This is a genomic window from Sphingobacterium tabacisoli (genome assembly GCF_017908035.1).
Taxonomy (GTDB): Bacteria; Bacteroidota; Bacteroidia; order Sphingobacteriales; family Sphingobacteriaceae; genus Sphingobacterium; species Sphingobacterium tabacisoli.
This window is the reverse complement of record NZ_JAEQMU010000001.1, coordinates 2,072,674-2,088,491: the sequence shown is the minus strand read 5'-3', so window position 1 is coordinate 2,088,491 and position 15,818 is coordinate 2,072,674. Positions and strand designations below refer to the sequence as shown.

12 protein-coding genes are annotated in these 15,818 nt (G+C 38.6%); 5 read left to right on the top strand and 7 right to left on the bottom strand.

Annotated features, from left to right (window positions below; translation table 11 throughout):
• Window positions 1–27: 27 nt before the first annotated feature.
• From JKG64_RS08865 to JKG64_RS08855, 3 genes are all read right to left on the bottom strand, one after another.
• Window positions 28–1,659, bottom strand: coding sequence for an ABC-F family ATP-binding cassette domain-containing protein (locus JKG64_RS08865; RefSeq protein WP_210353933.1), 1,632 nt, complete (start codon window positions 1,657–1,659; stop codon window positions 28–30).
• A gap of 34 nt (window positions 1,660–1,693) precedes the next feature.
• A complete protein-coding gene (locus tag JKG64_RS08860) occupies window positions 1,694–2,419 on the bottom strand; it encodes an SIMPL domain-containing protein (protein ID WP_210353932.1) in 726 nt (241 codons plus the stop codon).
• 68 nt (window positions 2,420–2,487) lie between these two features.
• A complete protein-coding gene (locus tag JKG64_RS08855; protein ID WP_210353931.1) occupies window positions 2,488–3,855 on the bottom strand; it encodes an exonuclease domain-containing protein in 1,368 nt (455 codons plus the stop codon).
• Window positions 3,856–3,915: 60 nt separating this feature from the next.
• Here JKG64_RS08855 and JKG64_RS08850 point away from each other — a divergent pair, with 60 nt between their 5' ends.
• On the top strand, window positions 3,916–4,992 hold the full coding sequence (locus JKG64_RS08850) for an SGNH/GDSL hydrolase family protein (protein ID WP_210353930.1): 1,077 nt from the start codon (window positions 3,916–3,918) through the stop codon (window positions 4,990–4,992).
• Window positions 4,993–5,044: 52 nt separating this feature from the next.
• On the opposite strand, the gene JKG64_RS08845 is transcribed toward JKG64_RS08850, so the two are convergent.
• The 3 genes from JKG64_RS08845 to JKG64_RS08835 all read right to left on the bottom strand — a co-directional run bounded on the left by JKG64_RS08845 (window position 5,045) and on the right by JKG64_RS08835 (window position 7,849).
• The gene (locus JKG64_RS08845; RefSeq protein ID WP_210353929.1) at window positions 5,045–6,247 is read right to left on the bottom strand and encodes a pyridoxal phosphate-dependent aminotransferase; all 1,203 of its coding nucleotides are present in this window, start codon (window positions 6,245–6,247) and stop codon (window positions 5,045–5,047) included.
• Between the two features lie 111 nt (window positions 6,248–6,358).
• Window positions 6,359–6,733: a DUF1573 domain-containing protein gene (locus JKG64_RS08840; RefSeq protein ID WP_210353928.1), complete on the bottom strand. Its 375-nt coding sequence runs from the start codon at window positions 6,731–6,733 to the stop codon at window positions 6,359–6,361.
• Window positions 6,734–6,883: 150 nt separating this feature from the next.
• On the bottom strand, window positions 6,884–7,849 hold the full coding sequence (locus tag JKG64_RS08835) for a KpsF/GutQ family sugar-phosphate isomerase (protein WP_210353927.1): 966 nt from the start codon (window positions 7,847–7,849) through the stop codon (window positions 6,884–6,886).
• A 94-nt stretch (window positions 7,850–7,943) separates the two neighbouring features.
• On the opposite strand from JKG64_RS08835, the gene recQ reads away from it, so the two are divergent.
• From recQ to JKG64_RS08815, 4 genes are all read left to right on the top strand, one after another.
• The gene (gene recQ, locus JKG64_RS08830; protein WP_210353926.1) at window positions 7,944–10,133 is read left to right on the top strand and encodes a DNA helicase RecQ; all 2,190 of its coding nucleotides are present in this window, start codon (window positions 7,944–7,946) and stop codon (window positions 10,131–10,133) included.
• A 9-nt stretch (window positions 10,134–10,142) separates the two neighbouring features.
• Window positions 10,143–10,958: a 3-deoxy-8-phosphooctulonate synthase gene (gene kdsA, locus JKG64_RS08825; protein WP_210353925.1), complete on the top strand. Its 816-nt coding sequence runs from the start codon at window positions 10,143–10,145 to the stop codon at window positions 10,956–10,958.
• Between the two features lie 172 nt (window positions 10,959–11,130).
• Complete coding sequence (locus tag JKG64_RS08820) at window positions 11,131–12,621, top strand: alanine/glycine:cation symporter family protein (protein ID WP_210353924.1); 1,491 nt, start codon at window positions 11,131–11,133, stop codon at window positions 12,619–12,621.
• A gap of 242 nt (window positions 12,622–12,863) precedes the next feature.
• Window positions 12,864–14,195 carry a Na+/H+ antiporter NhaC family protein gene (locus JKG64_RS08815; protein ID WP_210353923.1) on the top strand — a complete coding sequence of 444 codons (1,332 nt, stop codon included), beginning with the start codon at window positions 12,864–12,866 and terminating at the stop codon, window positions 14,193–14,195.
• Between the two features lie 57 nt (window positions 14,196–14,252).
• Here JKG64_RS08815 and purH read toward each other — a convergent pair whose 3' ends face one another.
• A complete protein-coding gene (gene purH, locus JKG64_RS08810) occupies window positions 14,253–15,779 on the bottom strand; it encodes a bifunctional phosphoribosylaminoimidazolecarboxamide formyltransferase/IMP cyclohydrolase (RefSeq protein ID WP_210353922.1) in 1,527 nt (508 codons plus the stop codon).
• Window positions 15,780–15,818: the final 39 nt, after the last annotated feature.

Genomic DNA, 15,818 nt, shown 5'->3' with positions numbered 1-15,818 from the left:
AGAGCGTTTAAACGCTCTTTTTTGTTACTATTTGACTTTATACATTTCTTCTCGTTGAGCTTGTACAGCCTCTGAGTTGATGTATTCGTCGTAGGTCATTAGCTTGTCGATAATTCCGTTTGGAGTCAACTCAATGATGCGGTTGGCAACTGTCTCCGTCAATTCGTGATCTCGAGAAGTAAACAACATCGAACCCTTGAAGTCTTTCATTCCATTATTTAATGCTGTAATAGATTCTAGATCCAAGTGGTTGGTCGGTTCATCAAAAATCAGGAAGTTAGCACCTTGTAACATCATTTTTGAGAACATACAACGCATTTTTTCTCCTCCGGATAGTACAGATACCTTCTTCATGACTTCTTCTCCAGAGAATAACATCTTTCCTAGGAAACCACGAATAAATTGCTCATCTGCATCTGGATTGGAGGTGTATCCTCTTAACCAGTCTACAAGATTGTCTGATACACCGTCGAAATAAGAAGAGTTGTCCATAGGCATATCTGCAGGAGTAATTGTAACCCCCCATTTGATGTCGCCTTTGTAATCCGTATCACGGCCGGAAATAATATCATAAAATGCCGAAGTAACTAAAGAGTTACTTGCTAGAACAGCGATTTTATCTCCTTTATTGATCATGAAAGTAATGTCTTTGAAGAAGACTTCGCCATTGACTGTCTTGCTCAATCCTTCTACATGTAAGGTTTGATCTCCTGGCTCTCTGTTCATATTATTGAACATGATAGCAGGATACTTACGGTTCGAAGGTTGGATTTCATCGATATTGATTTTATCTAGGGCCTTTTTACGTGATGTCGCTTGTTTTGATTTCGAAGCATTAGCCGAGAAGCGACGAATAAATTCTTGAAGTTCTTTTACCTTCTCTTCTGTTTTCTTATTCTGATCAGCTCGTTGTTTTAAGGCAAGTTGCGAAGATTCATACCAGAAAGAGTAAGCTCCTGTATAGATCGTCATTTTTCCAAAATCAATATCTACAGTGTGTGTACATACTGCATCCAAAAAGTGACGGTCGTGAGAAACTACCAATACAATAGCTTCGTAGGAAGCTAAAAAGTCTTCTAACCAAGCGATGGTCTTAATGTCCAAGTCGTTGGTAGGCTCATCGAGAATTAAAATATCTGGTTTGCCGAAAAGTGCCTGCGCCAATAACACACGTACTTTTTGATTACCATCGATTTCAGAAACTAGTTTATAGTGGAACTCTTCTTTAATACCTAAACTGCTGAGTAGAGTAGCTGCATTGGATTCCGCATTCCATCCATCCATCTCGGCGAATAGACTCTCCAGCTCTCCAGCTCGCTCGCCATCAGCATCCGAAAAATCTTCCTTCATGTAGATGGCATCCTTCTCTTTCATAATCTTGTAGAGCTCCTGATTACCCATCATTACAGTTTCTAATACTGTAAACTCGTCAAAAGCATAGTGATCTTGACTTAAAACAGACATCCTGTCGCCAGGAGTAAATGACACAGAACCTGTGGTCTGATCCACCTCTCCAGAGATGATTTTTAAGAAGGTTGATTTACCCGCACCGTTAGCACCGATAATGCCATAACAGTTTCCAGGAGTGAATTTTAAATTGACATCCTCGAATAGCACACGTTTGCCAAAACGAAGGGATAGATTGGATACATTAATCATGCGGCAAAGATAAGGTTTATTTTATTTACCTACCCTATTTTATGCCAAATTCGGTGGTTATGGTACGTTTGAATTCAATCACTTCAGGAGCGATTTTAAAGCCTTGACCTCCAAAACCTTTGTTATAGGTGTCTATTCTCTCGCCACTACTGTAACCCGTTGCATCGCTTCCTGATCCGTCATTGGATAGGAAAAGGAGTTTGCCTAATTCCACATCTGCTCTTTTGGCAATTTTAGTTGCTGATTTTAAAGCATCATCGTAGGCTATAAGATCAGCTTCTCTGAGAATACTATCTGCTTTGGAGTGGTTAAATTGGATTTGGGCGATACTACTTATTTTCGTATCTAGTAATTTTGCTGTCAATTCGGTGAATTTGTTTAAATCATGTAAGACAAAATCTATCGTTTGTTGTGCCTCAAAACCTACAAACTTGTAGGTGCTACCTATATACTGATAGTCTTTATTGGCAGATATGCTGCTCGTTTTGATATCCTGATCTTTGTTCCCAAAGGACTCCAGTATTCGCATCACTGTATCTACTGTCGCTTGCGTCTCTCGGACTGCATCTACCATTTTAGGTTTAGAGAAGCTAGCGTTTATGGTTAATGTAACTTGATCAGGCATTACTCGTATTTTCCCTTCTCCTCCGACGCGTATACGATTCTGGTTTTCTGAACTCCCATTGCTACAGTTAACAAATGTTGCAACCGCAAAGATAGACATAATGAAAAGAGGCAGTGATTTGATGTGCTTTACCATGGTTTTGTTTTTTAATAAGCTTATTTTAGATAGGATGAAGCTAATTAATTATTTCCATAATTTAATTTTCAAAAATTGACTTTATTGCTTTCATAGTGTACTTTTCCTGGAAATCGCTCGGCGTATTGCAGCACTAGACTGTTCATGTAATAATTACTTAGACATTTGTCTTTTTCAGCAATCATATCTGCAAATTCGCGCGTTGGGTTGTCTACGTGAATAAATCCGAACGCAGTAAGCTGATCATTTTTGAAATAGATGTAAGACTTTTCGTCTAAATTTCTTCCTTGATCTATGATCACAAATGAGTTTCGTAGCGCAATCACATAATCCAGTGCTTGATCTACCTGAGCATTATATTGCTCGAGTGCTGGAATATTCTGGTAATCAATAGGTGCTTTTTGTTCTGGACGTATACTATAAAAAGAACACAGTTTCGGCGATAACTGATAGGTGTTCATTAGTTCTAAAAGTAGTTGGTTGGCTTCCGTCGCCCGTTCAAAATACTGTATTGCTTTTGCCTGCTTGTTGAATGGCGATACTAGTAGGCGTTTGTAACCTTTTTGATCTTCATATTCAAAGAGACCGAATTTAGGCTCGAACTTTTTAAGCGCTTGATTGTGTATTGGCCAATGTTGTTTTATCATCTTACACTCCATCAATAAGGCCATAAGCTCAGTTCCACTCTCCTCAAAGTCGATATGATGTATGTCATTAATAAAAGACTGTCTTTTTTGAGAAGGGTTATTGCCACTAAAATGACTTAAGACTCTTTTTCTTATGTTGACGGCCTTTCCTACATAAATGATGTTACCACTTTTGTTCTTGAAAAGATAAATCCCGGCAGTCTCGGGGAGTTGTAAAAAATCTTCTTGATTAATATGTGTTGGAAGTCTATGTTCCTTTGTTTTTTTTAATGTCGTGTCGATGATCGAATCACTGTCATTTTTTAGAAGTTTTTCGAAGAGGGTGACAGTCGCTTCTACATCTCCCATAGCACGGTGGCGATGATGAATTGTTATACCTAAATTTTGACATAGTTTTCCTAGGCTATAAGATGCCAGATTAGGGAAAATCTTGCGTGAAAGACGGACAGTGCAGAGTTTTGGTGCTTTCCAGTCGTACCCTGCTTTCTTCAGTTCTTGATTGATGAATGAATAATCGAAATTAACATTGTGGGCTATAAATACACGTTTGTGCAGTAGGGAATAAATGGTCTTTGCGATGTTCCTAAATGAAGGAGCATTGGATACCATCTCATTGTCTATTCCTGTTAAGGATTGGATGTGGTAAGGAATTGTAGTGCCAGGATTGACTAAGGTTTCGAATTTTTCTAAGACATGTTCTCCATTATGTATAACGATAGCGATTTCTGTTATTCCATTATCTCCCGCATACGAGCCTGTGGTCTCTATATCCACGATTGCATATTCCATTCTTCAAAAATACTAATTATATTAGTTGCTTGTGCGCGGATTTTTATTAATTTTATTGCAATGAAAAAACTAACTACGTTATTTTTTGGAACGCTCCTGTTGATTAGTAATCTTTTTGCTCAAGAGCAAAGTAAGCGTTTCTATCAATTGCCGATTTACGGTAGATTTTTTGAAACTTCTGAATCCTTTCATCGGGTAGACACCTTGAAGTATAACAATATGCCTGCTAGTGTGAAGAAACTCTACACCAACAGTGCCGGCCTGTTTGTTACTTTTAAATCAAACAGCTCGGAGCTGTATGCCAAATGGTGTGTCACAGATAAGAAGGTTGGACTTAATCTAACTGCAATTGCGAATAAGGGGCTAGATGTATACATCAAAAATAAAGCTGGGAAATGGCAATATGCAGGTTCAAAAGGGACAGTGAAGACTTGTGAGGATGGCTTGTTGTTGGAACATCTCGACGCAACAGAAAAGGAGTTTTTAGTTTATCTTCCTTTGTATGACGAGACTACTTTATTGGAAATAGGGGTGAAGGAAGGTGCAAGCTTTGGGGAATTGCCCAATCCTTTTAAGCGAAATATAGTTATTTATGGATCTAGCATTGTTCATGGTGCTTCTGCTAGCCGTCCAGGAATAGCATACCCGGCATTGTTGTCAAGACGTACAGGGTTTAACTTCCTGAATTTTGGCGTGAGCGGTAATGCGCGCATGGAAAAGGAGGTTGTGCATATGTTGGGGGACATGAATCCAGATGTTTTTATACTAGATTGTGTACCGAATTCTTCACCTGAACAAGTGAGTGAGAGGACAGCTTATTTGGTCTCCTATTTAAGGGAAAAACATCCGAATACGCCAATTATTATGATTCCATCTGTAATTAGGGAGTTAAGTTATTTTAACCAAAATTGGAACAGCCGGAATCATTTACAGAATGCTAATTGGAAAACTGAATATGATAAACTTATAGCGAAAGGGATTAAAGCATTGTATTATCTCGATAGCTCTAGTCTATTAGGGGAGGATCATGAAGCAACTACAGATGGTACACATCCCAGTGATTTAGGCTTTATGCGGATGGTTGAACAGATTGAACCTTTTGTGCTTGATGTGCTGAAAAAGCACAATATACATTAAAGCAAAAGAAAAGGCTAAGTGTTCACTTAGCCTTTTCTTTTGAATGAAAAAATTAGTATTCTTTTCTTCCTGGATATTCTTGAAGTGCTTTTTCTAAACAGATTAACGCTCGTTTTAGGTCGTCTTGATTCAGGACGTAGGCTAAACGGACTTCGTTTAAACCTAAACCTGGTGTACTATAGAATCCAGTAGCTGGAGCCATCATCACTGTTTCGTTTTCGTAGGTGAACTTTTCTAGCATCCATTGACAGAATTTATCGGCATTGTCAATAGGTAACTTGGCTACAACGTAGAATGCGCCTCCAGGATTAGGACAGAATACGCCATCAATTTTGTTTAAGCCCTTAACCAATGTGTCTCGACGCGCTGTATATTCTTTTGAAACGGCCTCAAAATAAGAATCTGGAGTGTCTACAGCCGCTTCACCAGCTATCTGTCCCTCTAGTGACGGACTAAGACGTGCTTGTGCAAATTTTAAAGCTGTTTGATAAAGTCCTTTATTTTTAGTGATGAGACAGCCGATGCGCGCACCACAAGCCGAATAACGCTTAGAAACGGTGTCCAATACGACAACATTGTTTTCAAGCCCTTCTAGGTGCATCGGGGAAATAAATTCGCGACCATCGTAGCAGAACTCTCTATAGGCTTCGTCTGAGAATAGGTATAAATCGTATTTGATACAGATTGCTTTTAACGCCTCAAGTTCATCGCGTGAATAAAGATATCCTGTAGGATTGTTTGGATTACAGATCGCAATTGCTTTGGTCTTTTCCGTAATTACTTTTTCAAAATCTGCGATAGAGGGTAATGCAAAACCGTTCTCGATATGGGAGACGATTGGTTTTATAACAATATCCGAAGAACAAGCGAACCCATTGTAATTTGCATAAAAGGGTTCAGGGATAATTATCTCTTCGCCTGGATTAAGACATGCCTGCATGGCTATGGTGATAGCTTCTGATCCGCCGTTGGTGACTAATATGTCGGTAGGTTGTACGTTGTAGTCTAGCTTATTGTAGTATTCAGCCAATTTATTCCGGTAAGATGCAGTTCCTTCAGAAGGAGTGTAAGCCCATACTTTAAAGTCTATGTTCTTTAAGGCATTTAACATTACTTCTGGTGTTTGGATATCAGGCTGACCGATATTTAAATGGTATATCTTCTTTCCTTCTTTCTTGGCCTGATCAGCAAAAGGAGTTAGTTTTCGTATCGGAGAGGCTGGCATATCCATGCCTTTTTGTGATATTTTTGGCATATAACTAGAGTTTTAATATTAAAATAGTGTACAAAGATAAGAAAAGACAGATTATAAAAAAGCCGCAACAGCTTTAAACTGTTACGGCTTTTTTATACGTATTTTTCTGTTTTATTCGACATTACCTTTAACCGTTAAGGTCTTTACAGGTGTCTTTGTATTTGATTTTACAGTAAACGATTTTGTAAAGGGACCTTTAGTCGCCGCGTTATAGGTAACTTTTATTTTTCCTGAGTCACCAGGTTTGATTGGTGCCTTTGAAAAATCTGCTACCGAACATCCGCAAGATGGTGCTACTTCAGAAACAATGATAGGAGCATCTCCGGTATTTGTAAATCCGAATTCAAAACTGGCCGGCTTGTTAAAAGGTATGGTTCCAAAATCGTGCGTCTCTTTCTCAAATTTGAATTCACCAACTGCTATAGCCATTGCTGTGAATGAAATGAAAGCAACTAATACTGTGGCAATACTTAATAACTTTTTCATATTCGTTTTATATCTAAATTTCTAAATTTTTGTTCAATAGATGTGCCAAATGTAGTTGTTTATCTTAACATATTTTAACGAGTGCATTAAACAACAATATTTTTACAATAAAATCTATTCCTATATTGGACTGTATTAGGTTGCTATGGTTTAAATAATTCCTTCTTTAAGTAGATCCTGTATATGTATAATACCAGCATATTCACCGTTTTTTGTGACCAATAATTGAGAAATGTTGTTTTCTCTCATCTTATGTAAAGCATTGACCGCTAGTTCACCTTCTTCAATTTCTTTCGGTTTTTTTGACATAATGTCAATTGCTTTTAGCTGAGCGATGTCATCGTGTTTTTCCAGCATCCTTCTGATATCACCATCGGTAATGATCCCAATTATTTTCTCATTGTCTAGTACAGCAGTTGCACCTAGTCTATGTTTTGTAATCGTTATGATGAGTTGTTTTATAGTGTCTTTGGGCTGTACGCTTGGTCTTGCGTTGAGGTTCGAGACATCGCCTACTTTGAGGTATAGCTGCTTGCCGAGTGCTCCCCCGGGATGATATTTAGCGAAATCCCTATCTGTAAATTGTCTGGCGGTCTGTAGGCATACCGCTAAAGCGTCACCCATAGCTAATTGAGCTGTTGTACTGGTGGTTGGTGCTAGATTGTTAGGACAAGCCTCTCGTTCTACCGTTGTGTCTAATCTATAATCTGATTGTTCAGCAAGAAAGGAGTTCATGTTTCCTACGATGGCAACCATTTTATTCTTAGTTTGTTTTAAAAACGGGATTAATACTTTTATCTCGGGTGTATTTCCACTCTTCGAAATGGCAATAATTAGGTCGTTTTCTTGGATGATACCCAGATCCCCATGTATGGCATCTGCAGCATGCATAAAGATAGCTGGGGTACCTGTAGAATTTAGTGTAGCTACTATTTTTTGAGCAATAATTGCACTTTTGCCTATTCCAGTCACGATCACCCGGCCCTGAAGGTTTAAGATGAGATGTATTACTTCAACAAAATCATCGTTGATTTTCGATGCTACATTTAGCAGTGCTTTAGCTTCTAGTTCGAGGACTTCAATAGCCTCTTTTTTAATTTCTGAATTGCTTTTCACGGAAAATATGCCTATTTTTATAATACAATTCACAAAAATAGGTTATTTAAATTTTAGATAGGTATGCCACCTATTTAATTTTGTAGCTGCGCAGATGGAAATAGAAAAATCTTTGTACGACAATCTCCAAGAATTCTTCGGGTTTGATGCATTTAAGGGCGACCAAGAGGCCATTATCACTAACATTTTAAACAAGAAAGATACCTTTGTCATCATGCCGACTGGTGGAGGTAAGTCGATCTGTTATCAATTGCCTGCATTGATGAGTGCTGGTACAGCGATAGTTATATCTCCTCTGATTGCTTTGATGAAGAATCAGGTGGATCAGCTTAGGGCTTTTGGAGGAACGGATAGTATAGCACACTTTTTAAATTCCTCACTTACGAAGGGGGAGATTACTAAAGTTAAGGCTGATGTGTCCGCTGGCAAAACAAAGTTATTGTATGTCGCTCCAGAATCCTTATCAAAGGAGGATAATGTACAGTTTTTGAAAAATATCAAAGTCTCCTTCGTAGCAGTAGATGAAGCACACTGTATCTCGGAATGGGGACATGATTTTAGGCCTGAATATCGTAAGATACGATTGATTATAAATGGTATTGGTGAAAACATTCCAATTATTGCATTGACTGCTACAGCGACTCCTAAGGTGCAGTCTGATATCCGCAAGAATCTACAGATGAACGATGCGACTTTATTTAAGTCTTCTTTCAATCGTTCTAATCTATTTTATGAGGTACGAACTAAAAAGAATGTCGTTAAAGAAATTGTTAAGTTTATTAAAGGAAATACCGGTAAGACCGGCATTATATATTGTCTGAGTCGCAAAAAGGTTGAAGAAATAGCTGAAGTTCTCAATATTAATGGAATTAAGGCACTTCCATATCACGCTGGATTGGACGCGAAAACCCGTGCCGATACACAGGATAAGTTTTTAATGGAAGATGTGGAGGTGATTGTAGCGACAATTGCTTTCGGTATGGGGATTGACAAGCCTGATGTACGGTATGTAATTCACCATGATATTCCGAAGTCTATGGAGGGTTATTATCAAGAGACTGGTCGCGCTGGCCGTGATGGGGGAGAAGGAGTCTGTATATCTTTCTATTCGAAGAAGGATGTCGAGAAGCTGACTAAGTTTATGAAAGATAAACCTGTTTCAGAACGCGAGATTGGTACCCAGATACTCAAAGAAGTTATCGATTATTCAGAGTCTTCTGTATGTAGACGTAAGCAGATCTTACATTACTTTGGTGAGAAATTTGATGAAACAGGATGTAATAACATGTGTGATAATTGCCGGGCTCAAAAGACCTATTTTGATGCAGAGGCGGATTTGATTAAAGTGTTGAATTTTATCAAAGAGGAGGGAGACAAATTTGATGATCATCATGTTATAAATATGTTTTTGGGTCAGAATAATCAGCCAATTTCTTCCTATAAACATGATGAACATGCTCTGTTTGGATCAGGAAAAGAACAAGGGGTAAATTATTGGAATTCGCTTATCAGACAAGCCGAGCTAGCTGATTTTATCAAGAAAGATATCGATCATTATGGTCTATTGACATTGACCGAGGATGGTAAACGTTATCTTAATAATCCATATGCTATCAAATTTATCTTGAATAATCCGATGGAGGTTAGCGATGATGATGGGGTGGAGGAACCGAAGCAGTCTTCAGGCGCGTTAGATACTGACTTGTTGGGGATGTTGAAGGATTTGCGCAAAAAAATTGCAAAGCAAAAGTCTCTTCCTCCTTTTGTGGTTTTCCAGGATCCCTCGTTAGAGGAAATGTGTGCCCATTATCCTATTACGATGGAGGAAATGAAACAGATTCATGGGGTGGGGGCCGGTAAAGCGCTTAAGTTCGGTTCGTCTTTCGTGGACTTGATTAAAAATTATGTAGAGGAAAAGGGGATTGATCGACCTCAGGACTTAATCGTGAAAAGTACCGCTAATAAATCAGCATTAAAAGTTAGTATTATTCAAAATATAGATCGAAAGATCGGTTTGGAAGATATCGCATCATCAAAAGGTATTAGCTATGAAGATTTATTAAAGGAGGTTGAATCTATTGTCTATTCAGGAACAAAGTTAAATATAGGGTATTTTGTAGATGAAATGATTGATCAGGACCGTCAGGATGAAGTCTACGATTATTTTAAAATGGCTGAGGTAGATTCGATTAAGAATGCTTTATCTGAATTAGGAGAGCAGGATTATTCATATGAGGATATACAGCTCATGCGAATCAAATTTATATCGGAATTAGGTAATTAAAACAATAAGATGATAAATAAATATTTTCCCGAGATTAAGAATAGCAATTCTAAACAGTTTTTCTTAATGGCTGGACCTTGTGCTATTGAGGGAGAAGAAATAGCGATCCGTATCGCAGAAAAGATTGTTAAAATAACGGATTCGTTAGATATACCTTTTATTTTTAAGGGTTCTTATCGCAAAGCGAACCGATCAAGGATTGACTCCTTTACGGGGATAGGTGACGAGAAAGCACTGAAAATTCTAGAAAAAATAGGACGGGAGTTTGGTGTTCCTACCGTAACGGATATTCATGAAAGTCATGAAGCAGCTATGGCAGCAGCGTATGTTGATGTTTTGCAGATTCCAGCATTCTTGTGTCGACAAACAGAACTTTTGGTGGCAGCAGCAGAAACAGGGAAGGTCGTCAATATCAAGAAAGGACAGTTCTTGTCTGCTGAGTCGATGGGATTTGCGGTTGATAAGGTAAAAGACGCAGGTAATGAGAAGGTTATTTTGACAGAACGCGGTAACTCTTTTGGGTATCAGGATTTGGTAGTCGATTTTAGAGGTATTCCTGCTATGCGCTCCTTTGAGGTTCCCACAGTGATGGATTGTACTCATTCTCTTCAGCAACCGAACCAAACAAGTGGAGTAACAGGAGGAAAACCTGCATTGATAGAGACAATTGCCAAAGCTGCAATTGCTGTTGGAGCAGATGGTCTTTTTATAGAGACGCATCCTGACCCCGCAAATGCCAAGTCTGATGGAGCGAATATGTTGCATTTAGATTTGTTGGAGGGCTTGATGCATAAGCTAACTCGGATACGCGAAGCTATTGGATAGTCCAGAAATAAAGATTAATCATTCAAAAAATAAAGGCGTCTATATTTACAGGCGCCTTTATTTTTTGGATGATTGTTATGTAAAGATTATTTGTAATAAAACTATCGGTTTCTCCTAAAAAATACCTTTATTTACAGAAGTAAATGACAATTATAACGATTAGACCTTATTGATGGAACAGCTTATCTCGACAATCTCTAGCTATGTTTGGAGCGATTTTTTTATATATTCTTGTCTTTTAATTGGACTGTATTTCTCGTTTCGAACAGGTTTTTTACAGGTTCGTTACCTTAAGGATATGCTCAATCTTTTGTTTAAGAAAAAGAAATCCAATGAAGGCATATCGTCGTTTCAAGCTTTTGCCTTAGCTATTTCAGGACGTGTAGGTACCGGTAATATTGTTGGTGTTGCAACGGCTATATATATGGGGGGACCAGGTTCTGTTTTCTGGATGTGGGCAATCGCCTTTTTAGGATCTGCTTCAGCTTTTGTTGAGGCGGCTCTGGCGCAGGTATATAAGCAAAAAGAAGGAGATGAGTTTAGGGGAGGGCCTGCTTATTATATCGAGAAGGGATTGGGAGTGAAATGGTACGCGGTTTTATTTGCCGTGATCACAATAGTTAGCACGGGCTTTTTGCTTCCAGGTGTTCAGAGTAATGCGATCAATAGTACAATAACCAATGCTTTTGATTATTCTAATAGCATGGTTTCTATAGGTGGGATGGATTTAACCATAAGTTGGGTCGGTATTGTAGTTGTCCTCTTGTTGACTGTTATTATTATTGGTGGAGTGAAACGATTGGGGCAGGCTTCTGAGTTTATTGTTCCTTTTATGGCCGGTGCGTATATTCTGATGGCTTTGGTTATTATAGGCATAAACTTTAGCCAGATACCAGAAATGTTCAAACTTATTTTTAGCTCTGCTTTTAGTATGGACGCTACGTTTGGAGGTGTCATAGGGATGGCTATTGCTTGGGGAGTCAAACGTGGAATCTATTCCAATGAAGCTGGACAAGGAACTGCTCCGCATGCCGCCGCCGCCGCTGATGTGAGTCACCCTGCTCAGCAAGGGCTCGTGCAGGCCTTTTCCGTTTATGTAGATACATTGTTTGTGTGTACGGCAACAGCTTTGATGATTTTGTTTACCGGAATGTACAATGTTGCAGAATCATTTGATCAATCAGGGCATGCGGTTTCTCTATTGAAGGAGAATCTACCTGGAGTAGCTGCAGACGGCTTTACACAGGCCGCAGTTTCGCATCATTTCCCTGGATTTGGTAATCAGTTTGTGGCAGTAGCTTTGTTTTTCTTTGCCTTTACAACGATAATGGCTTACTACTATTATGCGGAAACTAATGTGGCTTATATTATTAAAGGAAAGAATAAGAAAATTGTGATTTGGTTATTACGCGTGATTTTTTTGTTTTCAACCTACTTTGGTACAATAAAGACTGCAAAACTGGCTTGGGACCTCGGAGATATTGGGGTAGGATTGATGGCCTGGGTCAACTTAATTGCTATTCTGTTGATGAGCAAAACTGCAATGAAAGTCTGGAAAGACTATGTTGCTAAAAGGAAACAAGGTATCGAAGATCCCGAATTTGACCCAAATGAACTGGGAATAAGGAATGCCGACTTTTGGGACAGTCAGAAAAAAGGATAATTTAATCCATTTTCTGATTTGATAATTATGACCCACCAATACAGGTTGTAGCGAATATCAGGACAAATGCTACAAAAAGCAGCAACAAGAAAGTGGTATAAGATAGCTTTCTCATAATGTTAAGTTTATTTGTAAAGCAGAATAACTATAGCAAACAGTGTGCCATGAGTTTACTTGACTAATTAGATAGGTGAAATGTAATTTACGAATTGTAGTTTTGTAACCGGTTTTACAATAAGAAAATGGTGGACAAAAATAAAAGGGATACTCGGGTATGGGCATTATTGCCTCTGATTGCATTTGTAGTTATTTATTTCTCGGTATCGCTGTATTTAAAAGATTTCTATGCAGTGCCTGTGCTTGTGGTGTTCGTATTATCACTTTTTATAGCATTTATCCAATATCCAAAGAAATCTTTTTCTGATAAACTCAAACACTTCTCTTTGGGATCTGGGGATGAGAATATACTGATAATGATTTTAATCTTTTTATTGGCTGGTGCTTTCGGTAGTTTGTCCAATTCAATTGGTGCTATATCGTCTACAGTCAATTTTGCTTTAACCTATATTTCTCCAAGCTTTATCGTTTCGGGTATTTTTTTGATTTCCTGTTTCATATCTATCTCTTTGGGGACATCGGTCGGGACTATCGTAGCACTTGCACCTATAGCGGTTGGCTTTGAAACTCATATTCCGGGTATTATGCCTTTGGCATTGGCTGCAGTAGTAGGTGGAGCAATGTTTGGGGATAATCTATCCTTTATATCGGACACAACCATTGCTGCTACCCGAACGCAAGATGTTGGAATGCGTGAAAAATTTAAGATGAATTTTGCTATAGTTTTTCCAGTAGCAATTCTAGTTGCTGTAATATATTATTTCCTGGGAGCACAATTTGAACAACGAATGAGTGCTGTGGTTATTCGAGATTATGAGCTGATTAAAATACTACCGTACGTTGTCGTTTTTATCTTAGCACTATCCGGGCTTCATGTGATTTGGACTTTGGGAGTAGGGGTATTGGTTGCGTTGTGTATTGGTTTATGGACAAACGAGGTGACTTTTTTAACGAGTGTTGCTAGTGTCAATGCTGGTTTTGCAAGCATGTTTGAGTTAAGTCTATTGTGTTTGATTATAGGTGGGGTCGTTGGAGTTATACGCTACAATGGAGGGATTGATTATTTATTACATACTATCCTTCGAAGGGTTAAAACACCAAAAAGTGCGGAGTTAGGGATTGCAACACTGACGGCTCTAGTTAATCTGGCACTTGCTAATAACACCATTACGATTGTTATTGTAGGGCCTCTTGCCAAAGAAATTGGAAATAAGTTTTCTTTAGACTCCAGAAGGGTGGCAAGTATTTTAGATACCACTTCGTGCTTTGTGCAGGGAATTATTCCCTATGGGGCACAGATCCTAGCAGCGTTGGCCGCCGCAGCTGTTATATACGATGAGCCCGAAAGGTCTGGATTGCCACCTTTTGAACTTATCCAATATTTATATTATCCCTTTTTGACAGGAATTGCGACATTATTGTTTATACTCTTTTCGAAAAGAAAAAGTATAAATTAAGATTATAAAAAAAGGGAGTTTCTAAAAACTCCCTTTTTTATAATAACTAATATCTTGTTAGTGTTTAAAGTGTCTAACACCTGTTGTTACCATTGCGATGCCTTTTTCGTTGGCCATATCAATGGAAAGTTGATCTTTGATCGATCCTCCAGGTTGTAAGACGGCGGCGATACCAGCTTCTGAAGCTATTTCAACACAATCTGGGAAGGGGAAGAAAGCGTCGGAAGCCATAGAAGAGCCTTTAAGGTCGAAACCGAAGGCATTGGCTTTTTCAATTGCTTGTTTCAATGCGTCTACGCGAGAAGTTTGGCCCACACCTGAAGAAATCAATGTACCGTTTTTGGCAAACACAATTGTATTTGACTTGGTGTGTTTTACAATTTTATTCGCAAAGAAAAGATCCTCTTGTTGTTCTGCTGTAGGTACAATAGTTGTCACTGCTGTCATTTGTGTCGGACCTTCGACAGTATTGTCTTTGTCTTGTAGGATGACACCATTTAGCAATGTTTTAAACTGCTGTGTAGGCAATTTAACATCTTTACGTCGTAAAATGATTCTGTTTTTCTTTTCTGTAAGGATATTGATTGCTTCTTCTGTATAACTTGGTGCAATCAGGACTTCAAAGAATAGATTGTTGATTTCTTTTGCTGTTTCTCCATCTACAGTTCCGTTGGTAATCAATACTCCTCCGAATGCCGATACAGGATCACATGCCAAAGCATCAATCCAGGCTTGTTTTACAGTTGGACGAGAGGCTACACCGCATGCATTGGTGTGTTTTAAAATAGCGAATGTAGGTTCCTGAAACTCGTCAACGATGGCGACAGCAGCGTCTACATCCACCAAATTGTTATAGGACAGCTCTTTCCCATTTAATTTGTCAAACATAGCTTCAAGATTTCCAAAGAAAACTCCTTTTTGGTGTGGGTTTTCTCCGTAACGTAAGACTTGTGCCTGTTGTTCAGATTGCTTGAATACCTCTAACGGTTCAGTTTGATTGAAATAATTAAATATCGCTGTGTCGTAGTGTGATGACGTATTGAAAGCGCGTTTTGCAAACGATTTACGTTGCTCTAATGTTGTAGTTCCTTCCTGTTGAGCCAATAATTCCTCTAACTCTTTGTAGTCGTTTTTAGAAGAAATAATAACTACGTCGTTAAAGTTCTTCGCTGCAGCACGGATTAAAGAAATTCCACCAATATCTATTTTTTCGATAATGTCCTCATCGGAAGCACCAGAAGCGACTGTTTCTTCAAATGGATATAGGTCAACGATAACTAAGTCAATCTCCGGAATCTCGAATTGTTCCAATTGTTTTTTGTCATCTTCCAACGGACGACGTGATAAAATACCACCAAATATCTTTGGATGTAAAGTTTTAACACGGCCTCCCAGAATAGAAGGGTAGCTTGTTAAATCTTCAACACGTTCTACTCCAATTCCTAAGTCACGGATAAAAGCTTCCGTACCGCCTGTAGAGTAGAAAGTAACACCGTATTTGTTTAAAATTTGGATAAGAGGTGCAAGGTTGTCTTTGTAGTAGACCGAAACCAATGCGTTTTTAATCTTAACAGGATGATTCATTGTTTTTTTTCTGAAAGTGTCAGCTTTCAATTGTCTTTA

What these genes read in the sequence shown, in the direction of transcription:
- JKG64_RS08865 (WP_210353933.1), bottom strand. Translation starts at nt 1,659, where the DNA reads ATGATTAATGTATCCAATCTATCCCTTCGTTTTGGCAAACGTGTGCTA.
- JKG64_RS08860 (WP_210353932.1), bottom strand. Translation starts at nt 2,419, where the DNA reads ATGGTAAAGCACATCAAATCACTGCCTCTTTTCATTATGTCTATCTTT.
- JKG64_RS08855 (WP_210353931.1), bottom strand. Translation starts at nt 3,855, where the DNA reads ATGGAATATGCAATCGTGGATATAGAGACCACAGGCTCGTATGCGGGA.
- JKG64_RS08850 (WP_210353930.1), top strand. Translation starts at nt 3,916, where the DNA reads ATGAAAAAACTAACTACGTTATTTTTTGGAACGCTCCTGTTGATTAGT.
- JKG64_RS08845 (WP_210353929.1), bottom strand. Translation starts at nt 6,247, where the DNA reads ATGCCAAAAATATCACAAAAAGGCATGGATATGCCAGCCTCTCCGATA.
- JKG64_RS08840 (WP_210353928.1), bottom strand. Translation starts at nt 6,733, where the DNA reads ATGAAAAAGTTATTAAGTATTGCCACAGTATTAGTTGCTTTCATTTCA.
- recQ (WP_210353926.1), top strand. Translation starts at nt 7,944, where the DNA reads ATGGAAATAGAAAAATCTTTGTACGACAATCTCCAAGAATTCTTCGGG.
- kdsA (WP_210353925.1), top strand. Translation starts at nt 10,143, where the DNA reads ATGATAAATAAATATTTTCCCGAGATTAAGAATAGCAATTCTAAACAG.
- JKG64_RS08820 (WP_210353924.1), top strand. Translation starts at nt 11,131, where the DNA reads ATGGAACAGCTTATCTCGACAATCTCTAGCTATGTTTGGAGCGATTTT.
- JKG64_RS08815 (WP_210353923.1), top strand. Translation starts at nt 12,864, where the DNA reads ATGGTGGACAAAAATAAAAGGGATACTCGGGTATGGGCATTATTGCCT.
- purH (WP_210353922.1), bottom strand. Translation starts at nt 15,779, where the DNA reads ATGAATCATCCTGTTAAGATTAAAAACGCATTGGTTTCGGTCTACTAC.